The 16,086-nt window shown below is 65.1% G+C and carries 5 protein-coding genes; 3 read left to right on the top strand and 2 right to left on the bottom strand.

Going from position 1 to position 16,086, the window contains the following annotated elements; all coding sequences use genetic code 11:
• Positions 1-14 precede the first annotated feature (14 nt).
• From AKN83_RS13310 to AKN83_RS13300, 3 genes are all read left to right on the top strand, one after another.
• A complete protein-coding gene (locus AKN83_RS13310) occupies positions 15-779 on the top strand; it encodes an ATP-binding cassette domain-containing protein (protein ID WP_050402339.1) in 765 nt (254 codons plus the stop codon).
• The gene (locus AKN83_RS13305) at positions 779-1,861 is read left to right on the top strand and encodes an ABC transporter permease (protein ID WP_050402340.1); all 1,083 of its coding nucleotides are present in this window, start codon (positions 779-781) and stop codon (positions 1,859-1,861) included. Before AKN83_RS13310 ends, AKN83_RS13305 begins: the two co-directional genes overlap by 1 nt.
• Before the next feature lie 95 nt (positions 1,862-1,956).
• Positions 1,957-2,889: a sugar-binding protein gene (locus AKN83_RS13300; RefSeq protein WP_050402341.1), complete on the top strand. Its 933-nt coding sequence runs from the start codon at positions 1,957-1,959 to the stop codon at positions 2,887-2,889.
• Positions 2,890-2,905: 16 nt separating this feature from the next.
• On the opposite strand, the gene AKN83_RS13295 is transcribed toward AKN83_RS13300, so the two are convergent.
• Positions 2,906-3,448 (bottom strand): RNA polymerase sigma factor, encoded by a 543-nt coding sequence (locus AKN83_RS13295; protein ID WP_050402342.1) that lies wholly within the window; start codon positions 3,446-3,448, stop codon positions 2,906-2,908.
• Positions 3,449-3,470: 22 nt separating this feature from the next.
• Positions 3,471-15,593, bottom strand: a complete 12,123-nt coding sequence (locus AKN83_RS13290; RefSeq protein ID WP_063695316.1) for a filamentous hemagglutinin family protein — start codon at positions 15,591-15,593, stop codon at positions 3,471-3,473.
• Positions 15,594-16,086: the final 493 nt, after the last annotated feature.

The following is a 16,086-nucleotide window of genomic DNA, read 5'->3' as shown; positions in this document are numbered from 1 at the left end:
GAGCGAAACCAACCATGGTAACCCCTCACGATGCCGGGCTCGCGGTCCTCGAGTTGAAGGGCATCGGCAAGGAGTTCGGCGCTATTCGCGCGTTGCATGGCGTCGACCTGCGCGTTTCTCCCGGCGAAGTGGTCGGCCTGATGGGAGACAACGGTGCCGGCAAGTCGACGCTGGTCAAGATCATCGCCGGCAATTTCCCGCCAAGTCACGGCGAGATCCGCTTTGACGGCAAGGTGGTTCATTTCGCCCGCCCGATCGACGCCCGCGCGATCGGCATCGAAGTGGTCTACCAGGACCTCGCGCTCGCCGACAATCTCACGGCAGCGGCCAATGTCTTCCTCGGCCGTGAGCTCAAGCGCAAGCTTGGTCCGTTCGCGCTTCTCGACCACAAGGCGATGGCGGCCCGCGCGCTGGAGCTGTTCGGCGAACTGCGTTCGGAGACCCGGCCGCACGATCTCGTCAAGCAGATGTCGGGCGGCCAGCGCCAGGCGGTCGCGATCGCGCGGACGCGGCTGTCCAATGCCAAGCTCGTGATGATGGACGAGCCGACGGCCGCGATCTCGGTCCGCCAGGTCGAGCAGGTGTTGAGCCTGATCCATCGCCTGAAGGAACAGGGCGTCGCGGTGATGCTGATCTCGCACCGCATGCCCGACGTGTTCGCGGTCTGCGACCGCGTCGTCGTCATGCGCCGCGGCGAGAAACGCGCCGACAAGGCGATCGGCGACACCAGCCCCGAGGAAGTCACCTCCCTCATCACGGGAGCGAAGGAGGCTGCGTGATGGCCACGCCCCTGGAATCTCCCATCACCTTCACCAATGTCGGCAAGGCCAGATGGTGGCAGAGCGGTCTATTTGCCTCACAGACCGGCTACGTCCTGCTCGCGCTGGTCGCGCTGTTCGTGGTGATGAACTTCACCAGCCCCTATTTCCTCACCGAGGGCAACATACAGAACGTGGCGAAGAATTTTTCCTTCATCGCCATCGCCACGCTCGGCGTGACGTTCGTCATCATCACCGGCGGTATCGACCTCTCGGTCGGCTCGGTGATGTGCTTTTCCGCGATGATCACCTCGATGGTCATGACGCAGATCTCGACACCGGGCCTGCCCGGCGCGGGATGGTTCGTACATCTGGCCGGCGACGGCAAGACCGTGATCGCCAATGTGGCCGGATTGATCCTGTTGGTCTCGATCCTCGCAGGACTCGGCGTCGCGCTGATCGTCGGCCTCGTCAATGGCTTCTGCATCGCGGTGCTCGGGCTGTCGCCGTTCGTCACCACGCTCGGCATGCTCTCGATCGTGCGCGGCCTCGGCTACGTCGTCTCCAATGGCCGCGGCAGCTTTCCCAGCGGCCCCGAAGCCGATTATTTCTACACGCTGACGTCGGGCGTCGTATTCGGCTTGCCCGCACCGTTCATCTACCTCGTCGTTCTCGCGGTGGCGATGGCGGTCGTGCTGCACCACACGAGTTTCGGCCGCCACGTCTTTGCCGTCGGCGGCAATGAGAAGGCGGCCGCCCTGACCGGCATTGCGGTCGTGCGGGTGAAAATCGGGATCTACGTGATCTGCGCGCTCGCGGCGGGCCTGCAAGGCATCATCATCTGCGGCTGGCTGGGATCGGCGCCGGCAAACATGGCGACGTCCTACGAGCTCAACGTCATCGCTGCTGCCGTCATCGGCGGCGCCAATCTCGCCGGAGGCGCCGGCGGCCCGCTCGGAGCTATCGTGGGCTGCGTGCTGCTGGAGGTGATCCGCAATGGCCTCGTGCTCGCGCAAGTCAACTCCTATTGGCAGCAGACCTTGGTGGGCGTGATCATCATCGCAGCGGTGCTGGTCGATCGCCTCCGCTCGCGCATGGCCTGAAGAGTTCGTCCCCGGAGGACCACCAATGTCGGCCTATCCGCCTCCGGGAATTGCTGATTTCAAGGAATAGGCACAAGAAAATGTGGAGGGAAGCAATGAGGAAGACACTTCTTGCCGCCGCGGTCCTCGCCATGATGGCGACGCCTGGCTTTGCCCAGAGCTACAAATTCGTGATCGTGCCCAAGGCGATGAACAATCCGTTCTTCGACTTCGCGCGCGACGGCTGCCAGAAGCGCGCCAAGGAACTCGGCAACATCGAATGCATCTACAAGGGTCCCGTCGAGCACGAGCCGGCGACGCAAGCGCAGATCATCCAGGACTTCATCACCCAAAAGGTGGACGGCCTCGCCATCTCGGTCGCCGACGTCGCCGCGATGACCAAGTCGATCGAGGCGGCGACGGCGGCCGGCATCGCCGTGATCACGTTCGACTCGGACGCACCCGGCTCGAAGCGGACTGTCTATATCGGCACCGACAACAAGGAGTTCGGCGTCGCGCTCGGCAAGCAATTGCTGAAGCTCCGGCCCAACGGCGGCAAATACGCGATGATCTCCGGCGGGCCGGGAGCGGCGAACCTCGCCGAACGTGTCGATGGCGTGCGCGAAGCGCTCAAGGGCTCGAAGTGGACCGAAGTCGGGGGCTCGCCGACCTTCTGCAACGACGACCCTGCGCTGGGCGTCCAGCAGATGACCGATCTGCGCACCGCAACGCCCGACCTTGCCGCGATCGTCCCGGTCGGCGGCTGGCCGATGTTCGCGCCGGAAGGCTTCAAGGCATTCGCCAGCAAGAGCAAGAAGGAGATCGACGCAGGCAAGTTCACGCTCGTCGTCGCCGACACCCTCAAGATGCAGCTCGAGCTTCTGAACGACGGTTATGCCAATGCGCTGATCGGCCAGCGTCCGTTCGAGATGGGCGAGAAGGCGATGGATACGCTGCTTGCCATCAAGAAGGGGCAGAAGGTGCCGCAGATCATCCACACCGGTCTCGACGTCGTGACAAAGGACAATGTCGCGACAATGTTGAAGTAGGTGCCGCCGCAACCAGTTACGGCCGCAGCCGTGGTCCGCCGCGACGACGGACCACGGTGCGGCCAAGAACGGTTGCGCAGTGCCGTAAGGCCAGTCTGAGGTCATTTTCGACCGTACGAAGGCTGATTTGCAGACGGGCCGCGACCTCCTGCGGCGTTACACCCTCGATCGAAATCCCTTCAAGCACCTGGCGAGGCCGGTCCGGAAGCCCGGCCAACGCGTATTTGAAGGCTGCGATCTCGGAGCGCGCCTCGACCACCCGCGCAGTATCGGGCTGCTCGTCGCAAACATCCAGCAGCGCATCGACCTCGGACACGCCGAGGCGATAGGTCTGGGCCTTGCGTCGGTCCTTCGCGACATTGATGGCGATGCGAAAGAGATAGTCGGCCGGACTGCGAACCGGGACCGCGTCCGTGACCCGATCCAGCCGCAGGAATGTCTCGTGCAGGGCCTCATAGGCGAAGTCTGAGGAGCCCAGGCGGCGCGTCAGTCTCGCAATGAGGCCGTCATAGTTCTGCACCAGCTGGTCGCGCAGCCGAGCCTGGTTGGTATCAGCCACGTTCAGGACCCCAAACTATTCCTCAGCGTGTCTCGAGGCTCGCTCTTTCCTCCACGGTGAGCGCCTGCCTTTGCGTTTCCGAAAGCGAACCATTGCCAACGAGCTGAAGAAGGCTGTTCTGGTTGTAGCTGTGCTGCTCTTGCGTACGCCGCTTCTGTTCCTCCTTCGCGGGATCCGGCGCGGCGCCATCGCCGCCGCCATAGCCGAGCACCTCGACGATGACGATCGAAGGCTGGTCATTGTTCTTCGGCGGCGGCGCCGTGGCCTGCTGGCTGGCGGCGGTGGTGTTCGACGCCGCCGTCAGTGCTGCGACCGGCGGCCCCTGCACCGTCGGAATGCCGGTCGAGGTGCCCTGCACCTGGATGTTGGCGGCGTTGACCACCTGCAGCGCCGCGAGATTGACGTTGCCCGAGACGCGGATGCCGGCTTCGCCCGCATCAATGGTGCCGAGCGGCGCGATCAGGTCGACGTCGCTCGGCGGCGTCCCCGGAATGGGGGCGAGCGTCGCGATGCCGGCACCACTGGCCGGCGCCGCCGGCGACAGCTTGATATTGCCATACGCGTCATAGGTGCGCAGCGGCGGCGTATAGATCACCGTCGTTTTCGAGCCGCGGCCGGCGTTGATGTCGCCGATTGCCGACCACGCCAGGATGTTGCCACCGAACGTGGTCATGATGCGGCTCTGGCCGAGCAGCACGCTGCCGAGCGAATAGACATCGATATTGCTGTTCTGGCCTTGCGTGATCAGGCCAGCGCCGGGACCCGGCGTCACGCCCTCGACCCCGATAATGGTCTGCCCTCCCGGATTGAGGACCTGAATGTCGCCGCCGAACTGCGTCTGAATGCCGGCGTCAGCAAGATACGTGTTGCCAAGAGCGTCCTTCGTGAAGCCGCTGAACATGGTGACCTTGCCCGAATACGCCAGCGGATTGCCTTGCGCATCCTTATCCGGAAACAGGGTGGCAATCGCCTCGCGACCGCGCAAATAGCTCCTGTAGCGACGGCTGTCCTCGTTGTTGTACTCGCGACCGCTTTCCTTCAGCTCGGTATAATATTCCTGCCGGACGAAAACGCCCTGCTGCTGTGCCGGCAAGGTCAGGAAGAAAGCGAGCGCATCCTGCTTCGCGCCCGTGAAGACGTAGGACTGGCCGTCGTACGAATAATTCCGGCTCGGCGAGAACCGGTCGCGCAGCCAATCGTACAGCTCGTCGGCGTAGGTCTTTGCGACCTTGCCGCTGCCCGCGAGCGGCGTGCCGTCGCCGGGAAGCTGGTTCGCGGCATCGAAATACAGCTTGGCGAAATCGGTGTAGTCGGGGCCGTTGGCGCCGGTACCGGCGATCGCAACGATTCCCGCACCGCCCTTCTGATTGACGATATCGCCGGCGCTGACCAGCGAGCCGTAAAAGCCCTGATACAGATTGCGGCCGGCTTGCAGCTGAAACAGACCGGGGCCGAGGACGGTGACCGATTGATAGAAGATGTCACGACCGGCCTGCATCAGCGAGATATCGTCCGCTCCGTTGTTCAGGAACACGCTCGGCACGGGACCGGTGCCGACGATATCGCGGCCGGCGATCACCTCGAACGGCTTGGCCGCGATATACCAGGTGCTGTGGGTCGGATAGAAATACTGGCCGGCACTCGGGTTCTGCGGCTGCGCCTGGCCGAGGGTGAGATCGACAATGTCGATGCCGGCGTAGACCAGGGCCGGCCGATCATCCCCTGCGTGCAGGTTGGAGATGGGCATATCCTCGCCGAAGGCGATTGGACTGATCGGATTGATGCGATTGGCGGCGTTCGCCCACGCGTTGCTGCTGCCGCCGCCGTTGACGCCGGTGGCAAAGACGGGATTGAACGGCGTCGCCAACGTGCTCATGTCCGCGCCCGACATCGCCACGGCCTGGCTCGTCCCGTAGATTGACCCGGCCGCCAGCAATTCGAGTTGGCCGCGAGGCGACGGCATCAGTTCGATTGTCGGCACTCCGCCGCCGGCCGCAGGCTCCAAGAACCGAATGTCGCCGTTGGCGGCCGCAACGATCAGCGTTCCCGGAAAGAAAGCCGTGCCGCCAAAGGAAATTCCGCCCAATACGGCCGCATCGCCACCCGCCGCGTAGAGATCGATCGCGGTCGCCGGCGTCCACAATGTGAAGTTCGATTGCCCGCGGCTATGGAGCGTCGTAGTGCCGTCCGCGTTGCGCACCGTATACGCAATGCCGTTCAGATCGACTGGCGACGCCATGCCGGCGTCCCCCGCGCCGCCGAGCACGAGGTCGCCGCGCGTCGTGATGCTGACGCTGCCGTCGCCCGGCATGACGAGCGGCCCCGGCGTCTTGAGCGAGCGCTTGAAGACGTTGGGATCAGCGGCGCGCGGATCGTACGAAACGAAATTGGATGACCAGGTGTTCACGGCCAGCGCGCCGACCGACCCGGCACTGACGGTGGTGTCGCCACGCAGGTTGGTGATCGAGCCGAAATAGTCCGGCACCTGACCCTGACCGTCAGGTGTTCTTGGCACCACCGGATTGAGTCCGCCGCCAATCCTCACGACCAGATTGCCGCCACCGGTCTCGACCAGCGTGCCATTCGCCAGAACACGGCCGGTCGACGCGACCGCCAGGTCGAGGCCGGTCGAGCCGTTGCCCGTCACGCCGGCATTGCCGCCCGCGGTCACGGTGAGATTGCCGCCGCCAAGCGTGCCGATCCCCTGGAAGCCGATCAATTGCTGGCTGATGCTATAAGGGTAGGTCTTCGCAAGCGAGCCGAAATTGATCCACCACGCAGCCGGATCGGCGGAGGCGCCACCGCCTTGCAGCCGGAGCCAGTTGGCGGTGAGATTGGAGTCGGCGAACCGGGTGTTGTTGTCCGCGATCTGGAGATTGCCGGTGATATCCCGTTGCGCGGTGAGCAGGAGGTCGCCGCCATGCTCGGGGTACCAGGCGTGCGAGTTGCCGCTGCTGGTGACACCGACGAGGTCGTAGGGATTGCTGCCGTCGGCCGCCAGGATCGGCGCCGCCTGCGTACCAGCCGTATAGACGCCATATGGCGTGGCTTCGCTGAAGCTGCCGCCGGCCAGCAAATCGAGACTGCCGGTGCCGGTGCGCAGCACGCTGAAGAACGTGCCGTTGCGTGACGAATTGTAGGCCGGATCGCTCAGCGTCAGGTTGCCGCTCCCGTTCAGCGCTTGTGTCGTTTGCAACGCGCGCTGGTCGGCACCGGCAAGATCCGCACCTGCCACGAGGCGAACCGATGCGGAGTGCGAACCGGGCGCGAGCATTGCCGCTGCCGCCGACATGGCAGCTGCGCCGGGAATTCCGGGTACGACCACCGCTCCGAGGGAAGGCAAAGTCGCAATATCGAAGATCAAGTAGCCGTTCCCGCCTAACGAAGGTCCGGGATTCAGCGTAGTGCCGGCCGGAATGGTGTTACCCGGCCCATATTGATGGCCGTTGATATCGACGAATGGGATCCCATACATCGAGACCATAGACTGGTAGAACTCATCGTCCGGCACCGTCCAGTCAATCATCAGCGTCACGCTGCTGGAATAGACGTAACTGGAATTGTTCAGGCCGGTGTCGCTGGGCGACCACAACTGCGCGTTGGGATCTTTCGAGATATCGATCGGAGTGTAGACCGCTGGCTTTCCCGGAGTCGACTTGAACCCGTCCGATATGCTTCCATTGATCGTGAGGTTGCCGGCGGCGCGGACCACAAGAGCCATCGGCTCGCCTCCGCCATAGTTCGCCGAATTCGGATCACGATCTGCGCCCGCGCCGTAGCGATATTTCGCAAGGTCGATATCGCCCAAAGTCGAGAGGGCGCCGCTCGACGTTATCTGGACGCCCGGCCGCAGATGGTAGGCACTGCCGAAAGCGGACAGGCCCGCGACGCGCGTCGCCAATCCCGCGTTACCCAATGCGGCATTGATGAACGCCGTGCTCGCGATGTCGTAGCCGTCGAGCGTCGCCTGGCTGATGCTGCTGCCGCCCGGCAGGTCATAGGTCCAGAACGCGTTGAGCGCGATGCTGTAGGCGCCCTTGATATTGAGCGGACCCGAGGCGTTGATGGCGATATCGCCCGAGGTCTCGCCGGTGCGCTGTGCGTTCAGCACCACGTCGCCATAGGCAACGCCGTTCGGCGCGGTAAGATTCATGGTCGCGCCAGAAGCCAGCGTGAGAGCGCCGCCCGCCGCGGTCAGCTCGATGTGGCCGCGGTTCCTCGCTTCGATCGGCTGGCCGTAGCTGTCGACCTGGAGCACCGTGCCGTGAACATCGAGCACGGCGCTCGGCGCCAGCGCGAGCCCGTTGCCGGCGGAGAGCCGGATGGTGCCGGGTGCGGCACCGGACGCATCGATGGTGCCGACGACGGTGAGGCTGCCGTTGTCGGTGGAGACCGTCACGCTGCTGGCCTTCACGCCGTCGCCGATGACGAGATCGCCGTTCCTGATGTCGAAGGCACGCGCGTCGAAGAAGCCGCCCTGGGTCAGCAGGGCGTTGAGCGCTGCGAAGTCGGAACTCGAAAGCGTGCCGCTGGACACGCTGAAGTCACCGCTGGCGTAACCGCCCGTCGCCGCGCCGCGAAGCTCGCCTCCCAGCGTGACCTGACCATTCGCCGCAGCGATGCTGATCGAGCCGGCACCGGCATTGGTCGCGGAGACATCGATCACGGCGCCGGCAGACTGCGTCAGGCTGCCCTGTACGCTGTTGAAGATCGCGGTGCCGCCGAACCCATAGACCGTCGCCTTCTGGATCGCGGACGGCCGGCCGCCGAGGTCGATGCGGCTTGCACCGCCGAGTGCGATATCACCGGTCGCATTGACGACCAGCTTGCCGCTCGGCAACAGGATCGTGCTGTCGATCCCGACGCTGCCGCCGGTCAGGTCGATCTCGGCGCCGGCCACGGTGGACCCGGCGGCGCTTGGCGCGATGCCCGCGGGCGCGACGACATCGAGCGCGCCGCCCGTGGCATAGGCCATGATCGATTTCTGCGCACCGGTCAGCAGCGGCGTCGCCAGCGTCAGGTTGCCGCCGCTGCCGCTCTGGCCGAACACGGCAGCAGGATCGGCGCTTGGCGACTGGTAGACGAACAGCTTGCTGTTGCCGGCCGAGACGATCCTCGAGTTGGCGGTGATGTTGACGTTGCTGAAGCCGTAGATCACGCGGCTCGCGGTTGATGTGTCGAGCGAGGCAAACCGGCCGAAGTCGATCTCGTCCGCGACGATATTGAGGGCACCTGCTCCGGTGCCCGGCCCGCCTGCGGCGATCGCCGGCGGGGTCGTACCGCTCAGGCCATTCCACGTGATCTTGTTGGCGGCGATGGTCGAGCTGTCGCCGGCTGTGCCGTAGCCATAGATCGCCGAGGTGTTCAGCACCAGGTTGACACCGCTGCCGGTGGCATCCAGACCGGCACCTGCGAACAGATTGATGGAATTCGCCGCAGACAATGTGATGGTCTTCAGCTCCGGCGCGCCGTGCAGCGGATCACCATGGAGAAGAGTGTTGAACAGCGTCTGATCGAACATCAATCCGGCGGGTGCGCCCGTCGCGGCCACGGTCGCGGCGTCGCCGATATTGATGGTGCCGACCGCGAGCGCGATGTTGCTCGACCCGAAATGGGCGGTCGGATCGATCGCAGAAGCGCCGTTGGTGACGAACGCCAGCGTCCCTTCGGAATAGAGCGACGAGCCGGCGCCGATGGTGATCGAGCCGTTGCCGACGTTCGAGGGCAGGAAGTTGACGTTACCATTGGACAGTGCCAGCACAGTGAACTGGTTGACCGCATAGCTCATGCCGGTGGTCACGGAATCGAACGGCACTGCGCCCTGTCCGACGGTGCTGAGCGTCACGTTGTTGCCGACGCTGATATTGTTACCGATAAAGAACATCTCGCCGGCGGAAAGGGAGACGCCATCGCGGATGAAGAGATCCTGACCGTGAACCTGATTAAGAGACAGCGTGCCATTCGCGATGACGACGATTCCGTTGATCAGGAGGCGTGGCGCCTTGAGCGCATTGAGATCGGCGGCGTCGACCGAGGGACTGGAAAATCCTTGGGTCGGCGCGCCAGCATAGATTTCGCCGACATTCAGCAACGCCACCTGGCCGGCGTTACCGCCCTGCGCACCCTGAAACAGCGCGGTGCCGTCGAATGTGAGCACAGGTCCGATCGGGGTGGCGTTCGGCCTCTCGAACACGATCTCGAGCGTCTTGCCGTCGCTCGGCAGCAGCGGACGCACGCCGCCGAATTGCGCCACGTTGGCAAGCAGGAAATCGCTGTAGCTCTGCTCGTTGAATTGCGAATATTTGCGGACCGAGGTGCCCGCGGTGATCAGCGCCGTCACCGGCAAGCTGCCCTTGATCGCGGTGTTGGCGATGCTGGTGGTGACCGAGGTGGCGTAGGTGCCGTTACCGATGGTGATCGGGCTGCCGACCGGCGTCGTGGTGCTGCCGCCGAGTTCGACACGGTATCCGCCGGGCAGCAGCGCGTAGTTGGAGGGCAGCAGCGTGTACGTTCCCGCCGGCAGTCCCGGAACACCGGACGGAATGGTGACCTGTTGACCAATCGCGGGATCGCCGGCGCCGTTTTCGGGCGCGATCGGCGCGTAACTTGAACTATAGCCAGGCAGGATGGCGTAGACCGTGTCACTCGCCTTGCTGACGGGAGCAGCAGGGTTGGCGTTGACGAGCGGCGTGTCGATCACGTTGACGGAGCCGCCGCGTCCGGACACGAAACCCGCGCCGGCGAGCGTGCCGCCGCCCGACAGATCGAGGATCGCGCCGCTCGCGACGTTGACCGACTGCCCATCCAGGATAATGCCGGATTGCGGGCCGTTGTTGTTGAAATTGGTGACGCCGATCGGACGGATGCTGGTGCCGTTGTACGTGTAGGTCACGCCGTCGATCGTCCCGCCGTAGGGAATGGTCAGGCCTGCCATCGAAACCGAAGTCAGGCTGCCGGGCAGCAGATCGACATGTGGCGTGTAGACCGGCCAGCTCGTGCCGAAGGTCAACAGGCCGAGCGGTGCACGGACGATGCCGCTCTGCTCGATCACCGGCGCCTGGAACGCGAGCTGGCCGAACACCGACAGCGGTGCATCCGGAATGTTGTCGGTGGTGCGTCCGATGATCAGCTTCGTGGTCGGATCGGCATTTCCGCTGCCGGCGATCACGGTCGCGACGGTGTTGGTTGCGGGATAAATCTGCGCGGCGAATAGTTCGAGATTACCGCTGGTGGACAATTGGGTGGCGATCACCCCGGGCATCGACAGGAAGCGGATATCGCCCTGGCTGACCAGCTTCGTGGTCAGGAATCCTGGCGCATACATGTTGTTCGGCGAACGCGCCGAGAATCCGATCAGGCCCTGGACGTCGATCTGGTTTGCGTCGGCCTCGAACCTCGCCATGGTCGGCAAGACCGCACTGCCGGGATTGCGGATGCTGCCGCTGATGGTCCCGTCAGGGACGACAGCGGTCGCCTCACGGAACAGGATGTAGGGGGCCCACAGCTTCACGCTGCCGGTCGTAGCCGCCATCGAGGAATCGATCGGCCCGGAAACCGGCGCCCCCGATGTGAAAGCCGCCGCCGTCAGCGTCAGGCTGCGCCCCAGCGTCAGCGACACATCGCCGGAGAACTGCATGTAATCGCCGGACACAAGCGTCAGACTATCGAAGCCGCCGTCGTTGACCATCTTGGCGCTCACCGTGGCCCGGCCGAACTTCAGCTTCGAAGCATCGGTCCCAGGCGCGATATCCGCCGGCAGCGAGGAATCCGGACGCGCCTGCACCACGGTCATCAGGCTTGGGACGATCACGTTGGCCGGCGCCGTGCCGTTGGGGAATGAATTGCCATCGAAGTTCGGCGTGGTGAGCGCGATCGACAAATTGCCGCCGGCAGCGCCTCTGCCACCGGACAAGGCGTGGACGGCGCCGTCGAGATAGAGCCCGCTCTGCGACGCCAGGGTGATGGAGCCGCCATTCGTCGTGATCATCTGCGGCCGGCTTGACGACGCCGCGCCTCCCGCTGCGAGATCGATCGCCAGCTGGGTGCCGTCGGCATTGAGCTCGGCACCCGGGCGCAGGATCACGAAGGCGCCGCCGCCGTTGACGGTGATCGAGCCGCCATCGGTCGCCCGCCCGAACGGGTGTCCGGCCGTGTCGGTCGCCTTATAGGCCAGCCCCGAGACATCGAGCTTGGCAGCGGCGTCGACCCAGATCGAAACGCCGCGGCCATTGCCGTTGAGGTCGAAGTTAAAACCGCCCTGAACCGGTGAACCGTAGGCGTCATTGACCAGATTGATGCTGCCGCCATGCGCGGTGAGGCTGCCGAACACGTTTATCTGTCCGAAGGCATCGAGCGTGATGCTCTGGCCTGGATCGACGCTGACCGAGGCGCCGTCGCCAACCACGATGGCACCGCCGTTCACGAGAGCACCGCCTCCCGATTTGATCAGCGAGCGCAGCGTGAGGCTCGCTCCGCCGCGCTGGGTCATCGTGGCCTTGACCGTATCCGCGGCAAACAACGGAGGCGTCCATAGCGTCAACGCCGAAGACGGATCGCTGCCGCTAGCTGCCGAATAGCTGGTCGGCGTGAACCGGTAGACCGGCATCGTCGGCGCGATCACGGTATTGCTGGCCACCACAACGCCCAGGCCACCATTGATGTCGTAGTTGGAGAAGCCGGCGGCGAAGAACGAAGGATGGAGCGCAGGCGCGGGCTCGACGGCCACGGTCTGCGGTATCACCCCGCCGACCGGAATAGTACTGCCGACCGGGTAAGTCATCGACGTTGATTGAACCGACCCGGCCGCATAGGTGATCTGATAGGGCTGGATCGGGAGGCCGTTGGGGAAAACGCTCGAAGGAATGACCGTGCCGGCCGGAATGACGTCTCCCGTGGATCCGCCCAGGCTAAAGCCGGCAATGATCGACCCCGCCGGCAACACGGATCCCGCGCTCCAGTACTGAGTATTGCCGTTCACCTTTGTCTGCACCGTGAATCCGGCAGGAATAGTCCAGGGCGCGCCGGTCGGCGTGCTGGGTGCACCCGCGTTCCGGATGTCGACCGGGGTCGGCACGTCATAGACCAAGGAGGTGAAGGTGAGCGTAAGCGGGATCGGCAGGGGCTGCCCTGCCGGAATGGTCAGCGGTTGGCTGAGTTTCAATGCCACTGGCGCCGGCGTTCCTGCCGTCAATGAGCCGCCCGCCAATTGGGCGTTGTCGCCGATCAGGATATTGCCGGGCGAGGAAATCGTCAGCGTGCCGCCGCCGCTGACGCCCCAGGCGCGGATCACTCCGTCGAGAACAAGCGTTCCATCGCCCGGCGTGCCGGCGTTCTGCTGGGTGTGGCCGGCGAGGATCGTGACGTTGCCGCCCTTGCCGCCTTGCGTCTTGCCGTTGACGAGAACGGCGCCGCCGGAGGACACGTCGATCACGCTCCCCGCCGCGAGCGTCACATTCTGGGTCGAATCGAAGGTAACGTTGCCGCCGTCAAGGAGGCCGAGGCCCGACACGCTGGTCGGATCGCTCTGCGCATTGACCCACAGGCCGCGCGTGTCGATGGTCGCGCCGGCCTCCAGCGTCAGCGATGCGCCGCCGGTCGCGTTCGTCAACGTAACCGTTCCGTTTGCGGTGTTGAGAATGTTGCTGACCGTGACGCTGCCGGAGCGCGCGGTGATGTCGGCTGCGATATCGACGGTCGGCGCGATCAGCCTGACCTGCGCCCCGGCCGAGAACTCGAGCGGTGCATTGATCGCGATCTTGTTTGATGTGTTGATGTTGACGCCGCCGAGGCCGAAGCTGTTGAGCGTCGGCGCGTCGAACCAGGCCGTGTTGGCGCGATCCGTCGGCAGCGCGGAGGTCAAGCCGAGATTGCCGGTGACCGGCGCGACATTGCCGAACGTCACATCGGTGGTGTAGGCGCCGGCGAGGCCGTAGCCGTTGTACTGCCCGAGCGCSAGCGTGCCGGCGAGCGGCRSGGTGTTCTGGGTCAGCTTGTAGCCGTCGGTGACRCCGGCCGGGCGTTTGGCGATCTGGGTTTCGCCGTCGATCACACCGGCGAGGACCGTGCCCTCGAAGATCGAGGTCGGGGTCGCGAGAACGAGGCTGCCGGCGTCGCGGCCCACGGTGTAGCCGTTCTCCCAGCGCGAGCCGCCTTTGCCGAACGGGCTGAGATAGACCTCGACGACGTTCCAGTGGGCGTGATTGACGATGAAGCCGTTGGCCACCGCGACATAGGTCAAATTGGCCGGGGCATTGTCGGCATTGTAGATGCGGCCGTCACTGCCGAGCAGCATCGTCTGCTGCACATAGCCGCCCTGGTACTGCACCGCGCCGCCGGAGATATTGAAGATCGCGCCGCGCTGCGCCACCACCTCCGGCGCAGACAGGGTGATGGTGCCGCCGAGCGCGGTCCATTCGCCGATCCTGTGGCCGGTGTTGTTCAGATAGCCCGACACCTCGAGCAGGCCGCCGGCGGTGTAGTAGCGGTCGGTCGCATAGCCGCCGGTGCCGGCCGGCACCAAGGTGAGATCGCGGGCGTCGATCCACATGTTGCTGTTGATGAGCGTGCCGCTGTCGCGGTTCTGCGGACTGTCGCGCAGCTCGTTGCCCTGGACGTTGACCTTGACCATGTTGGCGGACGCCGGCAGCACGGTGCCGGTGGTGCCGGAGACGTCGATCACGGCGCCGGTCTCGGCGAACACCCGCTTGCCGGCGGAGGCCGTCACCTGGCCGCCCTGCGCCATGGTCAGCGAGCCGTTCCTGAAATCGATGGTGCCGCCGGTGACGATTTCGATGCGCGACTGATCGGGCCGATCGGCCAATGTCGAGAGGTTGTCGAACTGGCCGGTCGCCAGCAGGTTCGGCTTGGCCGAGGCGATCAGGGCATCGCGCTGCGAATTGAACGCGGTCACGCTCGGATCGATGCCCGAAACCAGCGCGGCTGCGGCATCGGTCTCCGGCAGGATCAGGCTGATGCCGTTGTTGGTCAGSGTRATGCTGCCGGTGGCGTCGGACGTCGAGTTGAGCAGATGGATGCTGCCGCGCTGATTGACCGAGGTGGTGGAGAGAACAATGCCGTCCTGGGTGACGGCATGCCCGGCCAGCGTGATGTCGCCCTGCTGGGCGAGGACGAGACCGGTGTTGGTGACGGTCCCGCTGGCGCTGCCGCTGCGCAGCAGCGGCGCGATCTCGTTGCCGCGGGTAGTCGAGTTCTGGTTGGTGTTGGTGCCGTAGCCGGCACGCAGGATGAAATCGTCGCCGGCCGCGAACTGGGTCTGGCCCTTCGGCGTGGTGATGGCGCCGGCATTGTCGACCTCGGTGCCCATCATGAGCACGAAGCCGCCGCCTGACGTGACCGAGGACGGCGCATTGGTGGTGATCAGCGCGCCGCTCTCGACCACGATCTTGCCGCCGGCGCCGGTGAAGCTCGGCAGATAGGTCGTGCCGCTCTGGATCGAATAGAGCCCATTGGCGAGGAATTGGCCATCGGTGATGTTGGCGGTCGAGGCGATCAGCGARCCGACATTGATCTGGCTGGCGCCGCCGAAGATGATGCCGTTCTGGTTGATCACCAGCACCTGGCCGGGCGCGGTGATGCGGCCGAGGATCTGGCTCGGTCCGATGTTGCCGACGACGCGATTGAGCGCGGTCCAGTTGCCGGCCTGCTGGTTGAAGTTGAGCGTGGTCTGGCTGCCGACGTTGAAGCTCTGCCAGTTGAGGATCGCCTGCGGCGCGGTCTGATTGACGGTGACCGTGGTCTGGCCGCCGCTGGCGCTCTGGCTCGGCAGCGCGGCGCCTTGCCAGAGGCCCGAGCCGGGCACCGCGCCCGGCGCCACCTGAAGCCCGCCCGGTGCAAGACCGTTCGGCACCGCCACCTGCGGCAGCGTGGCCGATCGCTGCGAGGCCGCGGCGGCACTGCGTGCGGCAGACTGCGCGGCCTGCAACGCCTGGATGGCCTGGGTCGCTCGCATCAGCGCGCCCTGGCTTTGCCTGGCGACTTCCGTCGCCTGCCGGGCCGCGGCGGTTGCCGCGTCGCTGGCGATCGCCGGAGCCGACGTCGTCGTCGCGAAATTGCCGAAGGGCCGCGCGGAGGCGTCCTCGAGCCCGCTCAGCAGCAGCGCCAGCGTGCTCGTTCCGGCGAGCAGCACGGAACGGGATACCAGTCCGATCCGCTGCCGCGGAGGAAGCGGCGCGACCCCACGCAGGTCAAGACGAGAACGGCGGATGGCTTTCCGGCGAGACGGCATGGGTATCCTCTGGGAATGGAATGAGCGAATAAGGAGCGGATCAGAGGCGTACGGAGCGAAGCGTCGGTGCCTCGGCCCGGTTGATGCGCGACCGGGGTGTCCGAACGCCGGCCATTGCCGGAGCCGCTCTTCCGCTCACCGGACGGTTCTGCGGCGAACGAAACCACGAAGCGTTGCGCAGGGCGCGCGATACGCGGGAAATCACACGATCGACGTACATTGGAAATCCTGACCAGGCCGATTTGCGATCACTGTGATGACCGCTGGCTCACTGTCGTGACACCTCCCAGCGCCGAACCCCTCAAGGGAATTTTATGAATGTTTTGTGTCACCACCCCGGAGCGTCAGAACGTGGTCGCGATGCAGTACGCTGAGACTGATCCCGGGGGCGCCG

The organism is Bradyrhizobium embrapense, assembly GCF_001189235.2.
GTDB lineage: Bacteria > Pseudomonadota > Alphaproteobacteria > Rhizobiales > Xanthobacteraceae > Bradyrhizobium > Bradyrhizobium embrapense.
This window is presented reverse-complemented; position numbering and strand designations above follow the sequence as displayed.

Bases quoted from the DNA above. Each gene is read 5' to 3' on its own strand.
- AKN83_RS13305 (WP_050402340.1), top strand. From the start codon at position 779: ATGGCCACGCCCCTGGAATCTCCCATCACCTTCACCAATGTCGGCAAG.
- AKN83_RS13300 (WP_050402341.1), top strand. From the start codon at position 1,957: ATGAGGAAGACACTTCTTGCCGCCGCGGTCCTCGCCATGATGGCGACG.
- AKN83_RS13310 (WP_050402339.1), top strand. From the start codon at position 15: ATGGTAACCCCTCACGATGCCGGGCTCGCGGTCCTCGAGTTGAAGGGC.